The 22976-nt window shown below is 49.3% G+C and carries 19 protein-coding genes; 3 read left to right on the top strand and 16 right to left on the bottom strand.

Annotation, left to right across the window (positions count from 1 at the left end; all coding sequences use genetic code 11):
* Position 1 precedes the first annotated feature (1 nt).
* Complete coding sequence (locus CEQ48_RS06820; protein ID WP_089070718.1) at positions 2-610, top strand: TIGR04211 family SH3 domain-containing protein; 609 nt, start codon at positions 2-4, stop codon at positions 608-610.
* Between the two features lie 112 nt (positions 611-722).
* Here CEQ48_RS06820 and CEQ48_RS06815 read toward each other — a convergent pair whose 3' ends face one another.
* Positions 723-1493, bottom strand: coding sequence for a general secretion pathway protein GspB (locus CEQ48_RS06815; protein ID WP_089070717.1), 771 nt, complete (start codon positions 1491-1493; stop codon positions 723-725).
* On the bottom strand, positions 1493-3076 hold the full coding sequence (locus CEQ48_RS06810) for an AAA family ATPase (RefSeq protein WP_089070716.1): 1584 nt from the start codon (positions 3074-3076) through the stop codon (positions 1493-1495). Before CEQ48_RS06810 ends, CEQ48_RS06815 begins: the two co-directional genes overlap by 1 nt.
* Positions 3077-3168: 92 nt before the next feature.
* Here CEQ48_RS06810 and CEQ48_RS06805 point away from each other — a divergent pair, with 92 nt between their 5' ends.
* Positions 3169-4380, top strand: a complete 1212-nt coding sequence (locus CEQ48_RS06805; protein WP_089070715.1) for a multifunctional CCA addition/repair protein — start codon at positions 3169-3171, stop codon at positions 4378-4380.
* Positions 4381-4480: 100 nt separating this feature from the next.
* On the opposite strand, the gene eno is transcribed toward CEQ48_RS06805, so the two are convergent.
* The 5 genes from eno to rlmD all read right to left on the bottom strand — a co-directional run bounded on the left by eno (position 4481) and on the right by rlmD (position 12290).
* Complete coding sequence (gene eno / locus CEQ48_RS06800) at positions 4481-5782, bottom strand: phosphopyruvate hydratase (protein ID WP_000036742.1); 1302 nt, start codon at positions 5780-5782, stop codon at positions 4481-4483.
* 78 nt (positions 5783-5860) lie between these two features.
* Entirely contained in the window at positions 5861-7498 is a 1638-nt protein-coding gene (pyrG, locus tag CEQ48_RS06795; RefSeq protein WP_089070714.1) for a CTP synthase, read from the bottom strand.
* A 274-nt stretch (positions 7499-7772) separates the two neighbouring features.
* Entirely contained in the window at positions 7773-8588 is an 816-nt protein-coding gene (gene mazG, locus CEQ48_RS06790; RefSeq protein ID WP_089070713.1) for a nucleoside triphosphate pyrophosphohydrolase, read from the bottom strand.
* A 99-nt stretch (positions 8589-8687) separates the two neighbouring features.
* A complete protein-coding gene (gene relA / locus CEQ48_RS06785) occupies positions 8688-10904 on the bottom strand; it encodes a GTP diphosphokinase (protein WP_089070712.1) in 2217 nt (738 codons plus the stop codon).
* A gap of 63 nt (positions 10905-10967) precedes the next feature.
* A complete protein-coding gene (rlmD, locus tag CEQ48_RS06780; RefSeq protein ID WP_089070711.1) occupies positions 10968-12290 on the bottom strand; it encodes a 23S rRNA (uracil(1939)-C(5))-methyltransferase RlmD in 1323 nt (440 codons plus the stop codon).
* A 171-nt stretch (positions 12291-12461) separates the two neighbouring features.
* Between rlmD and barA the strand changes: the two genes are divergently transcribed.
* The gene (gene barA, locus CEQ48_RS06775; RefSeq protein WP_089070710.1) at positions 12462-15245 is read left to right on the top strand and encodes a two-component sensor histidine kinase BarA; all 2784 of its coding nucleotides are present in this window, start codon (positions 12462-12464) and stop codon (positions 15243-15245) included.
* Positions 15246-15256: 11 nt separating this feature from the next.
* On the opposite strand, the gene CEQ48_RS06770 is transcribed toward barA, so the two are convergent.
* From CEQ48_RS06770 to lepB, 9 genes are all read right to left on the bottom strand, one after another.
* Positions 15257-16525 (bottom strand): sensor domain-containing diguanylate cyclase, encoded by a 1269-nt coding sequence (locus CEQ48_RS06770; protein ID WP_089070709.1) that lies wholly within the window; start codon positions 16523-16525, stop codon positions 15257-15259.
* Positions 16518-16922 carry a hypothetical protein gene (locus CEQ48_RS06765; RefSeq protein WP_089070708.1) on the bottom strand — a complete coding sequence of 135 codons (405 nt, stop codon included), beginning with the start codon at positions 16920-16922 and terminating at the stop codon, positions 16518-16520. Before CEQ48_RS06765 ends, CEQ48_RS06770 begins: the two co-directional genes overlap by 8 nt.
* Before the next feature lie 9 nt (positions 16923-16931).
* Positions 16932-18215 carry a hypothetical protein gene (locus tag CEQ48_RS06760; RefSeq protein ID WP_089070707.1) on the bottom strand — a complete coding sequence of 428 codons (1284 nt, stop codon included), beginning with the start codon at positions 18213-18215 and terminating at the stop codon, positions 16932-16934.
* A gap of 256 nt (positions 18216-18471) precedes the next feature.
* On the bottom strand, positions 18472-18852 hold the full coding sequence (acpS, locus tag CEQ48_RS06755; RefSeq protein WP_089070706.1) for a holo-ACP synthase: 381 nt from the start codon (positions 18850-18852) through the stop codon (positions 18472-18474).
* 3 nt (positions 18853-18855) lie between these two features.
* A complete protein-coding gene (gene pdxJ, locus CEQ48_RS06750) occupies positions 18856-19587 on the bottom strand; it encodes a pyridoxine 5'-phosphate synthase (protein WP_089070705.1) in 732 nt (243 codons plus the stop codon).
* Positions 19584-20309, bottom strand: coding sequence for a DNA repair protein RecO (recO, locus tag CEQ48_RS06745; protein WP_001279493.1), 726 nt, complete (start codon positions 20307-20309; stop codon positions 19584-19586). Before recO ends, pdxJ begins: the two co-directional genes overlap by 4 nt.
* Positions 20310-20378: 69 nt before the next feature.
* On the bottom strand, positions 20379-21353 hold the full coding sequence (gene era / locus CEQ48_RS06740; protein WP_089070704.1) for a GTPase Era: 975 nt from the start codon (positions 21351-21353) through the stop codon (positions 20379-20381).
* Positions 21346-22023: a ribonuclease III gene (gene rnc, locus CEQ48_RS06735; RefSeq protein ID WP_089070703.1), complete on the bottom strand. Its 678-nt coding sequence runs from the start codon at positions 22021-22023 to the stop codon at positions 21346-21348. The genes era and rnc overlap by 8 nt, the downstream gene beginning before the upstream one ends.
* A gap of 31 nt (positions 22024-22054) precedes the next feature.
* Positions 22055-22951 (bottom strand): signal peptidase I, encoded by an 897-nt coding sequence (gene lepB / locus CEQ48_RS06730; RefSeq protein WP_089070702.1) that lies wholly within the window; start codon positions 22949-22951, stop codon positions 22055-22057.
* Positions 22952-22976 lie beyond the last annotated feature (25 nt).

Raw genomic sequence — 22976 nt, 5'->3', positions numbered from 1 at the left:
TGTGAAAAAACTGATCTGCATGGTGCTCTTTTCCATGTTGGCCGCACCAACGTTCGCGCAAGACCGCTACATCGCGGACAAACTCTTTACTTACATGCATTCAGGCCCAAGTAACCAATACCGCATTCTCGGCAGCATTGACGCTGGTGAAAAAGTTAAACTGCTTGAGGTGAACAAAGAGAGTGGTTACAGCCAAATTGCTGATGAGCGTGGCCGTACAGGTTGGGTTGAAAGCCGTTTTATTACTCGTGAAGTGAGCAATACTCTGCGCTTACCGGCTCTAGAAAAAGAGCTAGAAGAAGTGAAAAAGCTATTAGCCAACGCGCGCCAAAATGCCGATAGCGAACAAGCGGGATTGGCAGAATCGCTCGAGCTGCGTAACCAGCAAATTGCCGAATTAGAGCGTAACCATGCAGAAATCAGCAAGCAACTAATTGATTCACAAAACGAAATTCGTGAGCTGCGTGCTAAACTCGATACACAGAAAGAAGATCTGTTACTGAAGTATTTCACTTACGGTGGCGGTGTTGCCGGTATTGGTTTACTGCTTGGCTTGGTGTTACCGCACATTGTGCCACGCCGTAAGCGCCACCCAGCAGGCTGGGCATAATCACTTTCTGTGGACTGCAAAAACTGTGGCCTAGATATATAAACTAGGTTCTATAAAAAAACGGTCAACTAACTAAAGTGACCGTTTTTTTATATCGCTATCTTACTCGCATTTAGCCTTTCCAATCCTGTAGAGCAGGGATCTCTATCTGTTCCCCAGCAAATAAGATGATGCTACTTTGCGGTTTAATACTTTCCAACTTCACTTCTGGCGTCAGCATATCCCCTTCGCGATACTCTACCCCATTCACTTTTATCCAGCGTTTTTGTTCATTACTGGAAAACGCATGCATCTGAAAATTCAGTGCGGGGAGCCGTCCTTGGTAACGATCGCTGTGCTGAGTTAATTGCACTACAGCAGAAGTTGGGGTGATTGAGGTAGCTGACTCACTAGATTGATCGCGCATAATCGCCTGTACACGTAGCGCTAATTCAGGCGAAAGCTGAGTTAAATCGAGATCGCTCAAGGCCTGATTTGACGCACTCTGTTGACCAGAAGCTTGGATTGTCGCCGGTGGTGCCACAATGTTGTCGGCTAGCGCAGTAACATCCTCTTCTGGATAGGGTTCGTCGAGTACTGATTCGACAAAGGTAGGTTGCAGATCCTGAAATTCGGGATACGCTAGACGCTCTAATGGCGCATCAACTTGCACCGTTGTAGGCTCGGTTTGTCGATTAGCCACTTCCTGCTGCACTTGTTCATAGCGTTGGTAAATCATCACTCCCGCTGTCACTAACCCAGGCACGAGCCACAGTGCTAAATGCAACCAGCGTGACGGATTCATCGCAGTGGGTTCTTGCTCGGTATAAGTGCGACGACTGACAGGCTGAGCTTGCAGATACTTTTGTTGAGACTGCTTCAAGGCATTCATCACTTTTGACATTAGCCTTCCTCCTTCAAACTCGGCGCTTGCTGCTGGGTCAATAACTCAAGGCGGCGTAAGGTTTGTCTTCCTGCGATACCATCAACATGCATATTTTGCCAACGTTGGAATAACTCAACTTTACGCGACAAATCCTTATCAAATTGCTCACGCGGGCGTTCAGGTTCACCTAACACTTGCGCCAATTTGCTCTCGAGCAAGGCAACATCGGCTCCCTGCATTCCCTGCTTTAATGTTCGAGAAAAGCCAGCTTGCCAAAGTAGAGCAAATTGCCCATTCCATAACGGCTCTAGCCATTGGCGGGCAATACGATAACGTTCGCCTCCCACCAACAGCTCCGCTTGATCGCCCGTTAAGCGATACAGCACCGCGTAAGTAGGCACATCATCCATCATTAAAGTGAGTACAGCGGGCAAATCGTAAGTTTGCAACGTTGACCAATCGCCCGTCTGCTCTTCACACCAAAGCACCGCATCTGCTTGAGTCTGACAAAACTGCTCCAGCACCGAGGCTTGATAGCCCCAGACAGCATACAGAGTTTCAAGGGCATGCTCGCTGCTCGTCGCGTTGAGTAACGCAGTGCGTAACGCTTGTGGGAAAACTCTCTGCTCGGTCGGCGGCACCACTTCAGGTAACGGAAAATAGTGTTCCCGATCAAGCTGAGGTGGTAACTGCCATGCCAGTACGACGGCCAGAGCTATCCCCCCCAATGCGCTGGAGAGATAAGAGAGCTTAGGTACAGGAGGTTTGGCCGAGGCCACTTGATAAACAGAAGATTGAAAGCTCATCACCTCTTGGCAGGCGAGCTTAATTCTCGCCAGGCTCAGCGTTGGTTCACCCGCTTGATACGCTTGCTTTAACGCCGCATCACACACCAGATTGATTAAGCGCGGAATACCGTGAGTTTGCTCTGCAATCCACTGACAGGCTTTACGATTAAACAGCTCAGGGTTACCGCAGGCTTGCTCAATCCGAAAGCGGATGTAGTCGGCCGTTTGCTCTTCATTCAATGGCAGTAAATGGTAGCGTCCAGTGATCCGCTGGGCGAGCTGGCGCAACTGGGGCAAACGCAGTTTTTCTTGCAACTCGGGCTGGCCAATCAGCAGTACTTTAAGCAGTTTATGGCTCTCGGTTTCCAAATTGGTCAGCAGGCGTAGCTGCTCCAACACATCGGGAGCCAAGTGCTGCGCTTCATCAATCATCAGCAGCACTTGAATGCCTTGCGCGTGCTCGGCCAACAAAAACTCATGCAGCACTTGCGTGAGTTTCTTTAAGGTCGCCTTCTTCGGATAGCTGACCTCAAATTCATCACAGATCGCTTCCAATAGCTCCAGATCCGAGAAAGTGGGATTGAGGATCATCCCCGCGCGCGTTTTGCCCGGCAAACTCGCCAGAATCGCTCGCGCGACAGTGGTTTTCCCCGTTCCAACTTCTCCGGTGAGCATGGCAAAGCCGCCTCCATCGCCCAATCCGGCTTGCAGGTGTACTATGGCTTCCTGATGACGCTGACTCAGGTAGAGATAACGCGCATTGGGGACGATAGAAAACGGTAATTCGTCAAACCCAAAGAAGTTCAGATACATGCTTGTTGACCCTATTCATCGCAGTGGGTGCAACGTATCATTGCTGACTAAGATTAGCCAATGTCATTCATGCAATTTTTTGAGACTCTACGATGCAAATTTACCTCGTTGGCGGCGCAGTGCGCGATCAATTGCTGCAACTTCCGGTTTATGACCGTGATTGGGTGGTGGTCGGCAGTAGCCCACAAGCTATGTTAGCGGCAGGCTTTCAAGCCGTCGGGAAAGACTTTCCGGTGTTTTTGCATCCGAATAGTAAAGAAGAACATGCCCTTGCCCGTACAGAGCGTAAAACGGGCGTAGGTTACACAGGCTTTGCTTGCCACTACGCACCCGATGTCACACTCGAAGAAGATCTGCTGCGCCGCGATCTGACCATCAATGCCATGGCGCAAGATAACTCTGGGCAACTGATTGATCCTTACGGGGGACAGCGCGATCTCGCCGCGAAAGTGCTGCGCCATGTTTCGCCCGCGTTTGTGGAAGATCCCCTGCGTGTGCTGCGCGTGGCGCGCTTTGCGGCCAAGCTGCATCACCTCGGTTTCACCGTTGCAAAAGAGACAAGGCAGTTAATGGCGAAGATTGCGCAATCGGGCGAGTTGCAGCACTTAACCGCCGAACGTGTGTGGCAAGAGTGGCATAAATCGCTCTCGACCCATCATCCCGAAGTGTTTTTGCAGGTGTTACGTGATTGCGGCGCATTGGCGGTGGTACTGCCTGAAATCGATCGCTTGTTCGGCGTGCCACAACCGGAAAAATGGCACCCAGAGATCGATACCGGTATTCACACGTTAATGGTCGCCAAGCAAGCCGCACAACTTTCTGATTCCCTTCCCGTGCGTTTTGCCGCGCAAGTGCATGATTTAGGAAAAGGCGTGACGCCACCTTCTGAATGGCCAAGCCATAAATTGCACTGCCATACCGGGCTTAACATCATTGAATCATTGTGCGAGCGCATTCGCATACCTAACGAATTTCGTGATTTAGCGCTCGCGGTGTGCGCGCAGCATTCCAATATCCATCGTGCGGACGAGTTAAAGCCTGCCACCAAGCTTAAAGTGCTGGGGCTTTTGGATGTGTGGCGCAAACCGGAACGTCTTGAGCAAGTGTTACTGTGCTGTGAAGCGGATCATCGTGGCCGTTTAGGTTTAGAGAGTGCGCCCTATCCGCAGCGTGAGATTTTCCTGCGCGCCTACCACGCCGCCCTTGGCGTAGAGGTTCAAGCCGTGATTGCGGATGGCTTTCAAGGCAAGAATATCAAAGAAGAGTTGGATAAACGGCGCGTATCGGCAATCGAGGCTCTGTAGTTCGTTGCCCGCAACCGTGGAAAGCAAAACGCCCTGCAATGCAGGGCGTTTTTTTATCGCGCGACTGTTATCGTCAACAGTCGCGAAGGCGCGCTTAAAATTAAGCTTGGCCTTTCACTTCTTTCAGACCGTTGAAAGGAGCACGTGAACCCAGTGCTTCTTCGATACGGATCAGTTGGTTGTACTTAGCAACACGGTCAGAACGGCTCATAGAACCAGTCTTGATTTGACCTGCAGCAGTACCTACCGCTAGGTCAGCGATAGTTGCGTCTTCAGTTTCGCCTGAACGGTGAGAGATAACTGCAGTGTAGCCAGCATCTTTTGCCATCTTGATCGCAGCCAGAGTTTCAGTCAGAGAACCGATTTGGTTGAACTTGATCAGGATAGAGTTAGCGATACCGTTGTCGATACCACGCTTCAGGATCTTAGTGTTAGTTACGAACAGATCGTCACCAACGATTTGGATTTTCTTACCCAGTTTCTCAGTTTGGTATGCGAAACCTTCCCAGTCAGACTCGTCCAGACCGTCTTCGATAGAAACGATTGGGAACTTCTCAGTCAGCTCTTCTAGGAAATCAGAGAAACCGTTAGAAGTGAAGATACGACCTTCGCCTTTCAGGTTGTATTCTTTCTTCTCTGCGTCGTAGAACTCAGAAGCCGCACAGTCCATCGCTAGAGTGATGTCAGTACCCAGTTTGTAACCTGCAACAGCAACCGCTTCAGCGATAACTTCTAGCGCTTCTGCGTTAGATTTCAGGTTAGGAGCGAAACCACCTTCGTCACCTACTGCAGTGTTGTAGCCTTTAGACTTAAGTACTTTAGCTAGGTTATGGAACACTTCTGCGCCCATACGTACTGCTTCTTTCAGAGTTTTTGCGCCAACAGGTTGGATCATGAACTCTTGGATGTCTACGTTGTTGTCAGCGTGCTCACCACCGTTGATGATGTTCATCATTGGTAGAGGCATTGAGAATACGCCAGGAGTGCCGTTCAGCTCAGCGATGTGCTCGTACAGAGGCATGCCTTTTGCTGCAGCTGCTGCTTTCGCGTTCGCCAGAGAAACCGCCAGAATCGCGTTTGCACCGAAGTTTGACTTGTTCTCAGTACCGTCTAGGTCGATCATGATTTGGTCAATAGTTGCTTGATCTTTTGCATCTTTGCCAACCAGAGCGTCTGCGATTGGGCCATTAACCGCAGCCAGCGCTTTCAGAACGCCTTTACCTAGGAAACGAGACTTGTCACCGTCACGCAGTTCAAGCGCTTCACGAGAACCAGTAGAAGCACCTGATGGAGCTGCTGCCATACCAACGAAACCACCTTCCAGATGAACTTCCGCTTCTACAGTTGGGTTACCACGTGAGTCGATGATTTCACGACCTAGAACTTTAACGATCTTAGACATTAATGTTTCCTCTCAATTGAATTTAAATGTCAAAACTAAAAGGGTAGCCACACTGCTAAAGTGGCTACCCGTATCCTTTTACTTCAATTCACCGCGTTGGAACTGACCCGCTGCTTTTACAAAGCCAGCAAACAGAGGGTGACCATCGCGTGGGGTTGAGGTGAACTCTGGGTGGAACTGCGCTGCCACAAACCATGGGTGAGCAGGGTTCTCAATCACCTCAACCAGCTTCTTATCTGCTGACAGACCAGAAACCTTCAAACCTGCTTTTTCAATCTGAGGACGCAGCAGGTTGTTGACTTCATAACGGTGGCGGTGACGTTCATGGATCGTCGCGCTACCGTACATTTCGTACGCTTTGGTACCTTTTTCAAGGTGGCACAGCTGTGAACCTAGACGCATGGTGCCGCCCAGATCCGATTTTTCGCTACGCTCTTCGACATTGCCTTCACCATCTACCCATTCCGTGATCAAACCAACCACTGGGTATTTAGTGCTTTTATTGAATTCAGTTGAGTGTGCACCTTCCATACCCGCTACGTTGCGCGCGTATTCGATGAGGGCCACTTGCATACCCAAGCAGATGCCAAGGTAAGGAATTTTGTTTTCACGTGCATATTGTGCCGCACGGATTTTGCCTTCGATACCACGGTCGCCAAAACCACCCGGTACCAGAATCGCATCTAGGCCATTGAGCACATCGGTGCCTTTGGTTTCAACGTCTTGTGAATCTACGTATTTGATGGTGACACTCAGGCGGTTCTTCAGACCCGCATGTTTCAGTGCTTCGTTGACGGATTTGTAAGCATCTGGCAGTTCAGTGTACTTACCAACCATACCGATTGTCACTTCACCGGTTGGGTTCGCTTCTTCGTAAATCACCTGTTCCCATTCAGACAGATCCGCTTCTGGCGCGTTAATGCCAAAACGAGCACACACCAAATCATCCAAACCTTGAGAACGGATCAGTTGTGGGATCTTGTAGATAGAATCCACGTCTTTCATAGAGATAACGGCTTTTTCAGGCACGTTACAGAACAGAGCGATCTTCTTACGCTCGTTGGCTGGGATCATACGATCGCTACGGCAAACCAGAATGTCTGGCTGAATACCGATAGAAAGCAGTTCTTTTACTGAGTGTTGAGTTGGCTTCGTTTTTACTTCGCCTGCTGCCGCTAGGTAAGGAACCAGCGTCAGGTGCATAAACATGGCGTTTTCACGACCAACTTCGATTGCTAGCTGGCGGATCGCTTCCATAAATGGCAATGATTCGATATCACCCACAGTGCCGCCCACTTCAACGATAGCGATATCGTGGCCTTCTGAGCCAGCAATCACACGGTCTTTGATCGCGTTAGTGATATGAGGAATAACCTGAATAGTGGCACCTAAGTAGTCGCCACGGCGCTCTTTGCGTAGTACATCAGCGTAAACACGACCTGCGGTAAAGTTGTTGCGCTTGGTCATCTTGGTACGAATGAAACGCTCGTAGTGACCAAGGTCTAGGTCGGTTTCTGCGCCATCTTCCGTAACGAACACTTCACCGTGCTGAGTTGGGCTCATGGTGCCCGGGTCAACGTTGATGTAAGGGTCAAGCTTCATCATGGTCACTTTAAGACCTCGAGCTTCAAGAATCGCTGCAAGGGATGCTGCTGCAATACCTTTACCTAGAGAGGATACAACCCCGCCAGTAACAAAAATATAATTTGTCGTCATGTTTAACCTGAAATTGGTTGAATGAGGGAAATGGATTTCTTCTGGACGGGACAAAACTATACCAGAAGGCCCCCATTGCCACAACGTGAAATCTATCACACTCAATTTTTTATTTTTTGCTTCAAATCAAACCAAATTGAAGCGAAGAGCGTGAACGGCACATTATCTGAGTCACTTTTGTCTCAAACCGCGATCTTTTTTCGTACAGGACAAATTTGCTGCTTAATCAACCATTAAGCCTGACTGTGGGTTTATGGTTATTTTTCACATCCCATCAGAGAATCGACTTTATTGCCTGTTTTTCTTCAAATTTTACTTCATCCCAAAATCTATCGAGTTCCGCTAAAGTGAAGTCCTGTAATGGCTTATTTTTCGCACTCGCTTTGCATTCGACACCTTGAAAACGGCGCACAAATTTGGCGTTAGCCTTGCTCAAGGCCATTTCTGGGTCATGCCCTAAATGGCGTACCAAATTAACGGTGGCGAACAATAAATCGCCTAACTCTTCTTCTACTTTTTGCGTATCTATTTCCACTTGCAGCGCTTCTTCCATCACCTCTGCAACTTCTTCGTGTACTTTGTCGACAACCGGGCCAAGGCTATCCCAATCAAATCCGTATTTGGCGCACTTTTTCTGGATCTTGTAGGCACGCAATAAAGCGGGTAACGAACGTGGTACAGAGTCTAGAATACTTTGCTCACTTTTGCCTGCTTGTGCTTTCTCTTTGGCTTTTTCGGCTTCCCAATTGGCGTGAATTTGCTCGTCATTGTCAAAGGTGACATCTCCAAATACATGAGGATGACGGCGCGTCAGCTTTTCATTAACCGTGTCTACCACATCGCGAAATTCAAACAACCCTTGCTCTTTGGCCATTTGGCTGTAGAAAATGACCTGAAATAGTAAATCCCCCAACTCTTCACGCAAATTAGGCCAATCGCGCTGGGTGATGGCATCCACCACTTCAAAGGTTTCTTCAATGGTGTAAGGTGCAATGGTGTCGAAGGTTTGCTCTTTATCCCACGGGCAACCTTGTTCTGGGTCACGCAAGCGGCTCATGATCTGTTCGAGTTGTTCAATCGGGTGTGACATGGCTTTCCTCACATCAGGCATTGAGCGCCTAAACCTATTGAAGTTGAAAAAACAACGAGGTGGAAGTTTTCACTTCACACCTCGCTGTTTGCGTTGGATTTAACCTAAGCGTTTGACCAACATAACATCTTTGATTTGCTCGATGCGTTTGGAGACGCGCACCAAGGCTTCAACGTTATTCACCTCAAGATCGAAATCCATGATGATGATTTGTCGTTTGTAGTCGGAGCGGCTTTTCATACTCGCCACTTTGACTTTTTCATTGGCCAACAAGGTCGTGATGTCTTTCAGTAAGCCACTGCGCTCCATAGCTTCGACACGCACGGTCAACAGGTAAGAACCAACAAAACCGCTGCCCCACACGGTATCAATGATCCGCTCTGGTGCGTGATGGCTCAACTCTTCTAACTGTTCGCAGTCGCTGCGGTGCACGGAAATACCACGCCCTTGGGTAATGTAACCGCGGATTTCATCCCCCGGAATGGGCTGACAGCAACGCGCAAGGTGGGTCATCAGGTTATCCACCCCTTCCACCACCACCGCATCTTTATGCGGGCGATTCGACGTTAATGTTTTGTTTTCCTGCAGTTTTTCCAGCGCGAGCTTATCTTCTTCCTCGGCGGTCGGTTTATTTACTAACGCATTGATATGGTTAACGATCTGGTTGATGCGCAGATCGCCACTGCCGATACCGACGTACATTTCATCCACGCTATTGACGTTAAAGCGCTTGAGCGCATAAGCCTCGGCGTGCTTGAGATTGGCACCGATTTTCGCCAGTTCGATTTCGAGAATTTCACGTCCCGCTTCGAGATTTTTTTCACGGCTCTGTTTGCGGAACCAAGCATTGATCTTGGCGCGCGCACGACCTGAATGAACGAAACCAAGCGATGGGTTCAGCCAGTCGCGTGATGGATTCGGCTCTTTGGCGGTGATGATTTCAACCTGATCGCCCATCTGCAATTTGTGGGTGAACGGTACGATGCGCCCTGCCACTTTCGCGCCAATACAGCGATGCCCCACTTCGGAGTGAATGTGGTAGGCAAAATCGAGCGGGGTCGCGCCCATCGGCAAGTCGACCACATCGCCTTTCGGGGTAAAGGCGTAAACGCGATCATCAAACACTTGACTACGCAGTTCGTCGAGCATCTCGCCCGAATCGGACATCTCTTCTTGCCAATCGAGCAGTTTACGCAGCCAAGTGATCTTCTCATCGTAACCACTGCGCGCTACGCTGCTGCCCTCTTTGTATTTCCAGTGTGCCGCTACCCCAAGCTCTGACTCTTCATGCATCTGCTTGGTACGGATCTGGATCTCGATGGTTTTGCCTTCCGGCCCCAAAATCACGGTATGAATGGACTGGTAACCGTTCGGTTTGGGGTTCGCTACATAGTCATCAAACTCGTTGGGTAAGTGCTTGTATTTAGTGTGCACAATGCCAAGTGCGGCGTAACAGTCTTGCAGCTTATTAGCAATAATCCGCACCGCACGCACATCAAACAGCTCATCAAAAGCGAGGCTTTTCTTCTGCATTTTGCGCCAGATGCTGTAGATGTGTTTCGGGCGACCGCTGACTTCAGCGTTAATCCCGGATTGCTTCATCTCTGCACGCAGGTCGCTGACAAAATCACGAATGTACTGCTCACGCACGATGCGGCGCTCAGAAAGCTGTTTGGCAATCTGTTTATAAGTATCCGGTTGTTGGTAACGAAACGCGTAGTCTTCAATTTCCCATTTGAGCTGACCAATGCCAAGGCGGTTAGCCAGTGGCGCATAGATGTTGGCACACTCTTTGGCAGCCACGCGGCGCACTTCATCTGGCTCGTTTTTCACTTCACGCAGGTTGCAGATCCGCTCGGCAAGCTTAATCACCACGCAGCGGAAATCATCCACCATCGCCAGTAGCATACGGCGCACGTTATCCACTTGCGCTGACGCTTCACTGCCATGCATGGTGACGTTGAGCTGGCCAATCGCCGCCATCTCTTCCACGCCGTGGATAAGCTTAACCACTTCGCGGCCATATCCCTCTTCGAGCGACTCATTATCCAACACACCACTGGTGGCGATCGGAAATAGTAAAGCCGCCACCAGCGTTGGGCGGTCCATCGATAGGGTGATCAAAATTTCGATCATTTCCCGCCCACGCCAAAGCAGCAGAGGCCCTTGTGGATTGCCCGCCAACAGTTGCTCGCAATCGCGATACACTGCGGTTAATTTAGCGGCCGTTTTACCCTCTTGGGTCAGGCTGGCTATCCATGTTTCTAGCTCAAACTGTTGGTCTGGGTTTAAGTGTGCGCTTCGTACCGCAACCATTGATATCGTCCTAATAATTGTATTTTTAGCCTTCGACTGACGCTCGTATCAGGAGTTCAATCACTAGCCCTTTTTCACAAACAAAGCCATGGACTCGAGATGACTGGTGTGCGGAAACATATCCAACATGCCCAGCTTCTCTAAGCGAAATCCTTGGCTCAGCAAGCTTTGACTGTCTCGTGCTAATGTCGCAGGATTACACGACACGTACACAACCCGCTTGGCACCTAACGCAGAGAGTTGATCCACAATCCCTTCTGCGCCTGCGCGGGCTGGGTCGAGCAGTACTTTAGCAAATTTCTGCTGCGCCCATGAGGCGCTCGTCATATCTTGTTCCAAATTGGCCTGATAAAACGCCACATTATTGATTTGGTTCAATTTCGCGTTATGAGTGGCGTGTTGCACCATCTCATCAACACCTTCAACGCCCACCACCTCTTGCGCTTGTTTGGCCAGCGGCAGCGTGAAATTCCCTAAGCCACAGAAGAGATCGAGCACGCGTTCTTGTGGGCTAACCTCAAGCCAATTCAAGGCCTGCGCGACCATGTGCTGATTCACCGCGCGATTGACCTGAATAAAATGGCTGGGCAAGAAACTTAAGCGGCTGCCTGTTTCTTCACAGTATGGCGCTTCACCTTGCACATGTTGCAATTCGCCTGCTTCCAGCATCAGATATAAGGTTAGTTGGTTTTGCGAAGCAAAGTCAGTTAAACGCTGCTGATCTTGTTCAGTCAGCGCGCCTAAATGGCGCAGCACCAACACGCGAGTATTATCCCCTTTCACCAATTCGACATGCCCCAACCGCTCAGGTTGACTCCACTCACTCAACAAAGCGTTCAAGTCAGGCAACAGCGCGTTTAAACACGGCTCCAGCACGGGGCAATGGGTCACATTAACAATCGCTTTGCTCTGCTTGCGGCGGAAACCCAATTGTAGTTGCTGAGTTTTCTTATCCCACATCAGGCTTAAGCGTGCGCGACGACGGTAGCCTTGATCATCAGAACAAACTGGCGCAGACAGAGCAAGACTCTGCCCTGCAAACTTCACCATTAATTGACTTAAGGCTTGCTGCTTGTGATGGATTTGTCCCGCTCGGTCAAGATGCTGTAAATCGCAACCACCACATTGCGCATAATGCGCACAGAAAGGTGCAACACGGTCAGCGCTGGGTTTCAACACTTTAATCAGTTGACCGCGCGCGTATTTGCTCTTGTTTTCAGTGAGCTGAATCAGCACCTCTTCCCCCGGCAAAGCGCCGTCAACAAACAAGGGTTTCTTGTGTAAAAAGGCCAGTCCGCTGCCTTGGTGATCCAACCGTTCAATAGTGACCGGCTGATGCTTTGTGTCTAACGTGCTGTGCTTTTTCGGTTGAAAGAAACGTGCCATGCTCTGTGCTCAAGTGTTGAAATAGATTTGTTTTCGCCCCGGCATCACTATTCTGCACGGGGGAGATTGTCGAAGATGAGGGAGTTGATTAAGCTAACGCCCACGTTTCCCCACGCAATCCGATTTGTGCGGGGTATTTTCCCATATCCACACCACAATGTTTAGACAATAATGACTCAAAGATATGGCTTGCGCGCCCGCGTTATGACGCTCACTTTGGCACCTACCCTGATTATTGGTCTGCTGCTTAGCGCTCTGTTCTCTTTTAACCGTTATCACGATTTAGAAACTCAAGTGATCAATGCTGGTGCCAGCATCATTGAGCCATTAGCGATCGCCAGTGAAGATGCGCTGCGCATGCAAAGCCGAGAGTCGGTGCGACGCATTATCAGTTATGCCCACCGGAAAAATTCCAAGTTAGTCCGCAGCATCGCGGTGTTTGATGCCAATCATGAGCTGTTTGTGACTTCAAACTTTCACCCTAATTTCGAAAAACTCATGTATCCCAAGGATAAACCGATCCCATTTCTGAGCAGCTCAGTGATTGACGATAACACGCTTATCTTGCGTACCCCGATCGTTTCTGAGCGCACCGCACTAGATAATGACGATGCCAATCCCGCGACTCCGGTGATGGGTTATATTGCTATAGAGCTGGATCTCTCTTCGCTGCGTTTACAGCAGTATCAGGAGGTTTTTTCCGCAGGTTTAGTGCTGGTGATCGGGATTTTGCTTTCTTGGGTATTTGCTTCGCGCTTGATGTACGACGTAACTCGCCCAATCACTCATATGAAAAATATGGTCGATCGCATTCGTCGCGGCCATTTGGATGTGCGCATTGAAGCAAAAATGCATGGCGAGTTGGATTCGCTGAAAAAAGGCATCAACGCGATGGCGGTATCGCTCTCCGAATACCATGTCGAAATGCAGCACAGCATAGACCAAGCCACGTCCGATCTCAGAGAGACCCTTGAGCAGCTTGAGATTCAAAACGTCGAACTCGACATTGCCAAAAAGCGCGCGCAAGAAGCGGCACGAGTGAAGTCAGAATTTCTAGCCAACATGTCGCACGAGCTGCGTACCCCACTCAATGGTGTAATTGGTTTTACGCGGCAAATGCTGAAAACCCAGTTGACCAACAGCCAAGCGGACTGCCTTCAAACCATTGAAAAATCAGCCAATAACCTACTAACGATCATCAACGATATTTTGGATTTCTCCAAACTCGAAGCTGGTAAGTTGGCTCTGGAAAATATTCCGTTTGAATTCCAAGAAGTACTGGAAGAAGTGGTTAACCTTCAAGCCACTAGCGCCCACGAAAAAGGCTTAGAAATCACCCTCAAGATTGACCCGAAAATTCCGCGCGGCGTGGTGGGCGATCCGCTGCGTATTCAGCAAGTTCTGACCAACTTGGTCGGTAACTCAATTAAGTTTACCGATCGTGGCAACATCGACGTGAGCGTGGAAATGCGCGCGCTACGCGATGATGCGATCGATCTGCAATTTATGGTGCGCGATACCGGCATTGGCATCTCCGAGCGCCAGCAAGCTCAATTATTCCAAGCTTTTAGCCAAGCGGATGCCAGTATTTCACGCCGTTATGGCGGTACAGGACTAGGGTTGGTGATTACCCAAAAACTGGTCAGCCATATGGGCGGAGAAATCAGCCTCACCAGCCGTTTGCACCAAGGTTCAACCTTCTGGTTCACGCTGCGCCTGCATACCACAGAGCTGCCTCTCAATGACGGTTATAACGCGGACTCGCTCAATCATCGCCACTTGCTGCTGATTGAACCCAATATGCAAGCCGCTGCGATTGTGCAGCAAACGCTGGTCCAAAGTGGTTTAGAAGTGACGTACCGCTCAGCGATTCCGGAAGAGCAACACGTTTACGACTATGTACTGCTCAACTTAGCGCCAAGTAAAGAGACCAATCCGACCTTGGTGGAACTTTGGGTGCAACGCGCATTAGCCATGACCCACAATGTGATTGTCGGTGTGCCGAGCACAGAACTGGCGCTCGCCGACCAATTGATGCAGCGCTACCCAGTAAAATGCATCAGTAAGCCTTTATCACGCAAAAAACTGCTACAAACCTTGGCATCGCAACAGCCGCAACTCGCCAACACCAGTTTACCTAAACCTCAAGCGGATAAGCTTCCGCTGTGCGTCATGGCGGTCGATGATAATCCTGCCAACCTCAAACTGATCACTGCGCTATTGCAAGAGCGGGTTGAGTACGTGGTATCTTGCACCAGTGGTCAGGAAGCGATCGAGCAAGCCCAGCTGCGTCAGTTCGATATCATCTTGATGGACATTCAAATGCCGCACATGGATGGGGTCACTGCTTGTAAAGAGATCAAGAAGCTCAAAGGTTACTGTGATACGCCAGTGATTGCAGTGACGGCGCATGCTATGGCCGGTGAACGTGACCGCCTACTGAAAGCGGGTATGGATGATTACCTGACCAAACCGATTGAAGAGCATATTCTGCAACAAGTGTTGGTGCATTGGAGCCCGCACACGCGCAGTAAACAGGTCGCGAAAGTGCCCCCACCCGATGGTGCCGCGGTCATATCTAACGCCTTACCCTCATCACAGCCAGTTGAAGAGGCGATCATTGATTGGCCTGTCGCGCTTCGCCAATCCGCCAATAAAGAGGAGCTCGCTAAAGAGATGCTCGGCATGTTGGTCGATTATTTGCGAGAAGTCGAAACTGTGGTCAATACTGCGCTTGAAGATGATGAATACTCCACTAGCGATCTGCTGCATCATATCCATAAATTACATGGCAGCTGTTCGTACAGCGGCGTACCCCGCCTGCGAAAAATCTGCGCCAGTTTGGAACAAGCGCTGCGCAATGGGGCGAGCGTCGGCGAGTTAGAGCCTGAGTTATTTGAGCTGCAAGATGAAATGGCTAAAGTGACCGAAGCCTCTCACGACTATCTGAACTGATCCTGTTTGAGTTATTTGGTGCTGGGAAGAGGCTGAAGCTCTTCCCCTGTACGATAGATATGATAGCTATGCTTGCCTCTGTATTTGACCCAGTACATAGCTTTATCGGCTTGTAGCAGCAGTTTTTCTAAGTCAATGTGCAGGCTATTCATATGGCTAATCCCAATACTACAACTGACTTGCGCAGTCTGTTTAGCTAATACGATGGGAGCCGATGAGGACTCAATCAGTTGAGCTGCAAACGATTCAATAGACTCTAAATCAAATTTATTCAGTGGAATGTAAATAGCGAACTCATCCCCACCTAATCGCCCGACCACAAAATCGGAAAAATGCGTTTGCGCCAAGGCATAAAATCGTTTGGCGATTTCACGTAATACTTCATCACCAGCCGCATGCCCCAAAGTATCATTGACTTGCTTAAAGCCATCTAAGTCAATCAATAACAACGCCATAACTTTGCTAGCGTGCTTTTTATGGAGCACATACTTTTCGCAACCCAAACGGTTTTTTAACCCAGTCAGCGTGTCTTGTTCAGCAATGGTGCGATAGTAGCTTTCCCAACGTTCAATCTGTTGGCGTAGCTCACGTTCACGCAATAATGCTTGGTGAGAAGCATCAATAAATTCATTGATGCTTTTGGCCACTAAACCAATCTCGTTGTGGTGATCTTCTGCTGCGACCGCGACTTTACGATCATGATCTGGCCGCACTTCAGATAAAGCCTGCGAAAGCTCAGTCAGCGGTTTACCGACCAAGCGACGAACGATCCAGATAAGCGCAATAAAAGTCACTAGAAACTGAATCAATACCACGACTATCTGATCAAGAATTTGATTAATGGCTTGCTGACGAACGGCTTGATGATCCAAATGAATCATTAAATAGCCAATCAAATTACCATCGACAGGAGAGTCCAAACGGTAACGATTCGCATCATTCCAATAATTCTGCTCTTTGAAGGCTGTGGGCACAGTCGTTCGCTCAAATACAATGCCATCAACGCTGGCTAATTTGACGGCATTGATCTCTTTGTGAAGTAGCAGCGCATCCATCACCTCAGAGGCAATATCGTAATTATTCACATACAGCGCAATGGCCGCCGAGTTGCTCAAAGAGAGCGCAAGCTTCTCCTCCAGTTCTTGTTTTTGCTGTTCAACACTCTGTATGCCTCGCGGAATAATGATGGCCAAAATGATCAGCAAATACCCAAGCGCACACAGTGAAATCATCTTCAGTAAACGATTAACTAACGGAGATGAATGCGTTTGCTCAGTCATAGATCACCAGTAATACTTTGAGCGCGTCACTGGGATTTTGGTCGGTATAACCAATCGAGAACGGGTTCTCTTCTAATTTAGCGATCAGCTCTTGTTCACTCACCACTGACTCAGGGGCACGCAGCCGTCCTGAGAATTTCAGTTTCGCCCAATAAGCGTTGATCTGGCTCTCTTGCATGTTGGTCACCTGCAAAAAGAAACGTTGACGTACCGCACCACTGCGATCTAACACCTGATTAATGTAAGTTTTGCCCACCACGCGATTACGTCCAAGGTATAAGGCAGATAACTGCTCTTTATTAATTCCCATTACCGGACTTTTTGGGCTGGCAACCACATACAATTCACCCCAAGTCAGAGGGCTAAACAAGAGAGTTAGGAGTAACCAATATCGCATTGAGTCCTCCTAAAACACAAAGTTAACGCTGGCAGAAAACAGCTGCACATCCCGGCCCCGTATATCAGCATCTAAAGGAATGGCCCATAAACCATAGCCGCTATCGGCAATCTGGATGTAATCATATTGTGCTTTCAAGGCTATCTGGGCAGTAACGTCCCAGCGAACGCCTAAGGAGTATGTCTGCTGATCGATGTAGGTAGAGTTAACTCCGTCAATCAACCATTTTTGTACCGCAGCCAACTGCGCACCATTAACTGGGGATAATCCCCAATCAGACTGCGCTTGGTAGGGGGGATTTTTTGGGTTAAACCGACCATAGATGGCATAAGGCGTAACACTGCTTAGGGTATATCCCGCCATGACATAGCCACCGACCCCTTCTGGAACCACGGCCTTCTCACCTATGATGGTATAAATTTCTGATTGGAGCGACCACTGATCACCTCGATAGCCAAAGCCCAATTGCCAATATTCAATAGTTTCCGCTTGAAGGTTGATTTGCTCAACTAACTGCGCGGCTTCAGCGCTGATCGCCCCAAACCCGGCTTGCGCTAATTGATTTACAGCTTGCACACCGGTTAAAGAGTTACCATCCAGATCCACCTTAAGGTGCCCGACATGCACATAAGAGAGACGCCCAAACCATTGCTCTTGCTCGAGAGAAAGTACCAGAGCTAACGTTTGATCAGACTGTGTGGCAGAAATCTCTTTGGACGCGATATTTTGCAGTTTCTGTTTAATTCGGCCATATTGCGCGCCTAACGACCAAGTGATCTCATCCCATTGACTGCGATAAGTGACATCAACTCCATCGATAGAATCGTAGAAAATACCGCCGTAAAACTCTTGCGGAGGGCGCAACCAAAGGTGTGCGTAGTCAATACGTCGGCTGTCAGCAGCGATGTAGGCATTAAGCCCAAGACGCCCCAAGCGAATATCCCAGTGCTCATCCGGCATATAGCGCACAAAAGCGAGCTCAGTAATATCATCGAAGCGCTGCTCGACTCGATCCTCCATCACCCACTGCGCTGTCAGCGACCATTGCGGGTCTAACTGAAGATCAAACTGGATCCCGAGATTAGAATCAGGCTTAAACGATCCGTTACGTTGATATTCGTCTGGCTGGGCGATGTTACGCAGAAAACCAAGGTTCTCTTCATTTTCATAACCGTAACCAATCGATCCATAACCAGAGACGCTCCAGTCGGCCGCCAAAACAACGCCATTCGTCATGGCTAATACACCGACAACACAACTCATCAGCCGGTTTTGAAAAAGGCTTCGCATCATTGGGTCATTCCTAAGCAAGCACAACGTCTACCACAACGCAAAACAGCGCGCCAAGCGACATATTCTCTATTTCGATCGTCATTCGTCATTGATGACATCACCCAATTTCTTTAATTCTAGTTATTGATGAAGCAAAAATACGCATTTGATGCAAAGAGCAGAAAAACTCATTCTTCCGTTGAAGAAAAGTAAGCACGTAAGGAAAATATAGTCAGAAAATGAAAGATTTGAAATGAACTAAAGCATGAACGCCGCATCAGCGGCGTTCAAGAATCACGGTCGCCATCGCGTAATGGCGCTCATCAGAGATGGAAAGATGAATATTCACCACCTGCAGTTGTGCGGCTAACTGAGCGGCCTTGCCACTCAAACTTAGTAAGGGCTTACCTAATGCATCGTTGCTAATGGTGAAATCGTGGAAAGACACGCCCTGCGCAATTCCAGTCCCTAAGGCTTTGGATGCCGCTTCTTTAGCCGCAAAGCGTTTAGCTAAAAAGCGCCCTTGTTGCTTCAAAGCCAGAAATTGCTCCAGTTCCGAATCTGTGAGAATGCGCCGCGCAAAGTTTTCACCTGAGCGCGCCAACGCTTTCTCAACCCGTTCGATTTCAGCGATATCTGTTCCGAGTCCAACGATCATACGTTATCGACGCGCAGCAACCATGATGGCTTTCATATCGGCGACGGCTTTCGCTAAACCATCAAAAACCGCGCGACCAATGATCGCATGGCCGATGTTCAGCTCGTAAATTTCAGGAATGGCCGCAATCGCCGCGACATTGTGGTAGGTCAAGCCATGACCCGCATTCACCGTAATGCCCAAGTCGTGTGCGTAAGCCGCTGCGGCTGCAATTTTCTTCAGCTCATTTTGCTGATCGACATCGCTTTTCGCATCGGAGTAGTGCCCGGTATGCAGCTCAATAAAAGGTGCGCCACAAGCTTTGGCCGCATCAATTTGCTCACGATCGGCATCGATAAACAGAGAAACTTTAATGCCAGCCGCTGTGAGTTTTTCCGTTGCCGCTTTGACACGTTCCAACTGACCTAGCACATCAAGACCGCCTTCTGTGGTCAACTCTTCACGTTTTTCCGGCACCAAGCAGACGTATTCTGGCTGAGTTTGCAGCGCAATCTCGACCATCTCATCCGTCACCGCCATTTCAAGGTTCATACGCGTTTGCAGCGTTTCACGCAAAAGACGGACATCGCGATCTGTGATGTGACGACGATCTTCACGCAGATGGATGGTGATGCCATCCGCGCCCGCACGTTCAGCAATTTCGGCTGCATGCACTGGATCGGGATATTGTGTGCCGCGTGCGTTACGCAAAGTCGCCACGTGATCGATATTCACACCAAGATAAATTGAGCTCATTCTTCTGTACTCCGTGCTCTGGGTAGAGTTGTTTGACGAAACAACTCACGACTCTTTAAAGGTTTGCCGCCAAGATACGGCTTTAAGGCTAAACGTGTAAAGCGTTTTGCCGCTTGCAGTTGTTCTTTGCTGGTAAAACGCCGTTCACTGATTGCAATGAGCTCGTTACCGAGAAAGGTGAGATTATCGCGACGTACTGAGGCAATAAAGCCTTTTTGCTCACGATAGCGATAGGTCATGTCTGGTGAAACTGGCTCACCCGTACCTGCACAATGCAGAAAATCTACGCCGTACCCCATCGCGGCAAGCAAGGCGAGTTCAAAGCGGCGTAGCGCGGGCTCAGGATTGGTGCTTTGCGCCAGTTCAGTGAGCGCAAACAGATAATCATGAAATAGTCCGGGACTGGCGACTTCAGGCATGAGCACTCTATCCACCAGCTCGTTGATGTACATCGCCGAATAGAGATAGACGCCGGAAAGCGGTAAGCCGAGGCTAATCGGTTCGGCTTGGCGCAACGTTTTCATCGAGCCATTGCCCGACCATTTCAGCAGTAAAGGAGTGAAAGGTTGCAGCGCACCTTTGAGGTTGGAGCGTTTTCCGCGCGCGCCTTTGGCCATCAAGGTGACTCGCCCGTACTCCTCACTGAACACATCGAGGATTAAGCTCGATTCACTGTAAGGGCGGCGGTGCAGAACAAAACAGCGTTGCAGTCCGTCTGACATTTTCCCTTTCTATCATGCAGTTGAAGGTAGGAATGAAAAAGGTGGCAACCTCGTTGCCACCTTTCATGTTTAGAGATCGTCGATATAGCCGAGTGAACGCAGGGCGCGCTCATCATCCGCCCAACCGGATTTCACTTTCACCCAAGTCTCTAGGTAAACTTTGCGGCCAAACAGCTCTTCCATATCGAGACGCGCTTCGCGGCCGATGGTTTTGATCTTCTCGCCGTTTTTACCAATCACCATTTTCTTCTGGCCGATACGTTCAACCAAGATCAGAGCATTGATGTGGAAGCCATCGGTATCTGGGTTGTAATCGAAACGCTCGATTTCCACAGTCACCGAATACGGCAGCTCTTCGCCCGTAAAACGCATCAGCTTTTCACGCACGATTTCAGAGGCCATAAAGCGCTGTGAACGATCCGTCACATACTCTTCAGGGAAATGGTGCACGGCTTTCGGCAGGTGCTCACGAACGTGCTTTTTCAGCACATCGGTGTTTTTCCCCTGTTTAGCGGAAATCGGTACGATATCGACAAACGGCATGCGCTTAGAAAGCTCCAGCATGTGCAGCATCACTTCGTTACGATCTTTGACCTGATCGACCTTGTTCACACAAAGCACCACCGGGAAGTTGGCTTTTTGCAGCTTGTTGAACACCATCTCATCGTCAGCGGTCCAGTGAGTCCCTTCCACCACAAACAGCACTAAGTTGACATCACTCAGTGAGCTTGATGCCGCGCGGTTCATCAAACGGTTGATGGCGCGTTTTTCTTCAATGTGCAATCCCGGAGTATCCACGTAAATGGCTTGATACTTGCCTTCCGTCTCAACACCCATAATACGGTGGCGAGTAGTTTGCGGTTTACGCGAAGTAATCGAGATTTTCTGCCCTAACAGGTTATTGAGCAGGGTCGATTTACCCACGTTAGGACGACCGACAATCGCGACAAAGCCGCAGTGTTGGTCCTCTGGTGTCGATATCGCCGTTTGGCCTTCGCTGCGAGAAGCAAAGTATGCATCGATATCAAATTCTTGATCAGCCATGAGTTAATTGCTCCAGAGCCGTTTCTGCAGCCGCTTGCTCTGCCTTGCGGCGGCTGGTGCCTTTACCGATCACAGGTGTGTCCATACCTGCAACTTCACACGCAACCGTAAATTCTTGGTTGTGCGCTTCACCTTTAATATTAGTCACAGTGTAGACGGGCAGCGGTTTTCTTCTGCCTTGCAAAAACTCTTGTAAGCGAGTTTTTGGGTCTTTTTGTGATGCGCCCGGTTTGATCTCCTCAAGGCGACATTGATACCACTCCAGCACAATAGTGCGCGCGGTTTCTAAATCACTATCGAGGTAGATCGCACCAATGATGGCTTCTACGGCATCGGCCAGAATCGAGTCACGGCGAAAACCACCGCTTTTCAACTCACCTGGACCTAATTTTAAGTAATCTCCCAGATCGAATTCACGACCCAGCTCCGCCAACGTGTTACCACGCACTAAGGTGGCACGCATACGGCTCATATCGCCCTCATTCACTTTCGGGAAGCGGCGATAGAGCTCGTCAGCAATGACAAAACTTAAAATTGAATCGCCCAGAAACTCAAGACGTTCATTGTGCTTACCATTGGCGCTGCGGTGTGTCAGCGCCAGATTAAGCAGCTCAGTCTCCTTAAAGGTATAACCGAGCTTACTTGTTAATTTATTCATTGGAGGTGTCATAATCTCAACGTTATTGCCAGCTTATGCTGGCTTAGTGGATCCCACCAACACGATTGAATCGTACTCCGGTAGGAATCCAGCGTGGAAGTACGCTGTCTTCAGCGCGTTCAAACTCGAAACTGATCCAGATAGCCACAGCTTTTCCGACCAGATTCTGCTCTGGCACAAAGCCCCAGAAACGGCTGTCTGCACTGTTGTCACGGTTATCACCCATCACAAAATAGTGCCCTTGTGGTACAACCCATTCATTCACGCCACTGCGTGGTCGATAGTTCGCCACGTTATCAATGCTCAATGGGTTAACCAAAATACTGTGCTCGACCTTGCCTAGCAGTTCATTCAGTTGGATCAGTGGGATCTCATTTTGGTAAAACTCGCTCTCTTGCACGTTAGAGAGTTTGACCGCTTGGCATTCGCTCTCACCCTGGCGCTGAATACACAGCTCTTTACCTGCGCTGTAACGTACGGTATCTCCGGGCATCCCCACCACACGCTTGATGTAGTCGATCTGAGGATTCACTGGGTATTTGAATACCACTATGTCACCGCGCTCAGGTTTACCCGTTTCCACTAACTGAGTGCGCCATACAGGATCTTTCAAGCCGTAAGCGTATTTCTCAACCAGAATAAAATCCCCAACCAGCAGAGTCGGCATCATCGAACCGGATGGAATTTGGAACGGCTCATAAATGAACGAGCGCAGTACCAGCACAAAAGCAATGACAGGGAAAATCGAGACACTGTTTTCAATCCACCATGGCTGAGCCGCAACTTTATCCAGCGCTGAGGCTGGCATATCCGGTGTTTGTGCCTGTAAATGAGCTTGTTTCTGTTGGCGTTTTTTCGCCCACACCAGCTTTTCCAGTGTCCAGACGATACCGGTGACCAGAGTTACGATCACCAAAATCAGTGAGAATGTGTTCGCCATTGACTTCCCTTATCTAAAAAATACG

It is taken from the genome of Vibrio tarriae (genome assembly GCF_002216685.1).
GTDB classification, from domain to species: Bacteria; Pseudomonadota; Gammaproteobacteria; order Enterobacterales; family Vibrionaceae; genus Vibrio; species Vibrio tarriae.
Note: the sequence above shows the minus strand (reverse complement) of the source record. Positions and strands in the feature narration are given on the sequence as shown.

What these genes read in the sequence shown, in the direction of transcription:
- CEQ48_RS06815 (WP_089070717.1), bottom strand. Translation starts at nt 1,493, where the DNA reads ATGTCAAAAGTGATGAATGCCTTGAAGCAGTCTCAACAAAAGTATCTG.
- CEQ48_RS06810 (WP_089070716.1), bottom strand. Translation starts at nt 3,076, where the DNA reads ATGTATCTGAACTTCTTTGGGTTTGACGAATTACCGTTTTCTATCGTC.
- CEQ48_RS06805 (WP_089070715.1), top strand. Translation starts at nt 3,169, where the DNA reads ATGCAAATTTACCTCGTTGGCGGCGCAGTGCGCGATCAATTGCTGCAA.
- eno (WP_000036742.1), bottom strand. Translation starts at nt 5,782, where the DNA reads ATGTCTAAGATCGTTAAAGTTCTAGGTCGTGAAATCATCGACTCACGT.
- pyrG (WP_089070714.1), bottom strand. Translation starts at nt 7,498, where the DNA reads ATGACGACAAATTATATTTTTGTTACTGGCGGGGTTGTATCCTCTCTA.
- mazG (WP_089070713.1), bottom strand. Translation starts at nt 8,588, where the DNA reads ATGTCACACCCGATTGAACAACTCGAACAGATCATGAGCCGCTTGCGT.
- relA (WP_089070712.1), bottom strand. Translation starts at nt 10,904, where the DNA reads ATGGTTGCGGTACGAAGCGCACACTTAAACCCAGACCAACAGTTTGAG.
- rlmD (WP_089070711.1), bottom strand. Translation starts at nt 12,290, where the DNA reads ATGGCACGTTTCTTTCAACCGAAAAAGCACAGCACGTTAGACACAAAG.
- barA (WP_089070710.1), top strand. Translation starts at nt 12,462, where the DNA reads ATGACTCAAAGATATGGCTTGCGCGCCCGCGTTATGACGCTCACTTTG.
- CEQ48_RS06770 (WP_089070709.1), bottom strand. Translation starts at nt 16,525, where the DNA reads ATGACTGAGCAAACGCATTCATCTCCGTTAGTTAATCGTTTACTGAAG.
- CEQ48_RS06765 (WP_089070708.1), bottom strand. Translation starts at nt 16,922, where the DNA reads ATGCGATATTGGTTACTCCTAACTCTCTTGTTTAGCCCTCTGACTTGG.
- CEQ48_RS06760 (WP_089070707.1), bottom strand. Translation starts at nt 18,215, where the DNA reads ATGATGCGAAGCCTTTTTCAAAACCGGCTGATGAGTTGTGTTGTCGGT.
- acpS (WP_089070706.1), bottom strand. Translation starts at nt 18,852, where the DNA reads ATGATCGTTGGACTCGGAACAGATATCGCTGAAATCGAACGGGTTGAG.
- pdxJ (WP_089070705.1), bottom strand. Translation starts at nt 19,587, where the DNA reads ATGAGCTCAATTTATCTTGGTGTGAATATCGATCACGTGGCGACTTTG.
- recO (WP_001279493.1), bottom strand. Translation starts at nt 20,309, where the DNA reads ATGTCAGACGGACTGCAACGCTGTTTTGTTCTGCACCGCCGCCCTTAC.
- era (WP_089070704.1), bottom strand. Translation starts at nt 21,353, where the DNA reads ATGGCTGATCAAGAATTTGATATCGATGCATACTTTGCTTCTCGCAGC.
- rnc (WP_089070703.1), bottom strand. Translation starts at nt 22,023, where the DNA reads ATGACACCTCCAATGAATAAATTAACAAGTAAGCTCGGTTATACCTTT.
- lepB (WP_089070702.1), bottom strand. Translation starts at nt 22,951, where the DNA reads ATGGCGAACACATTCTCACTGATTTTGGTGATCGTAACTCTGGTCACC.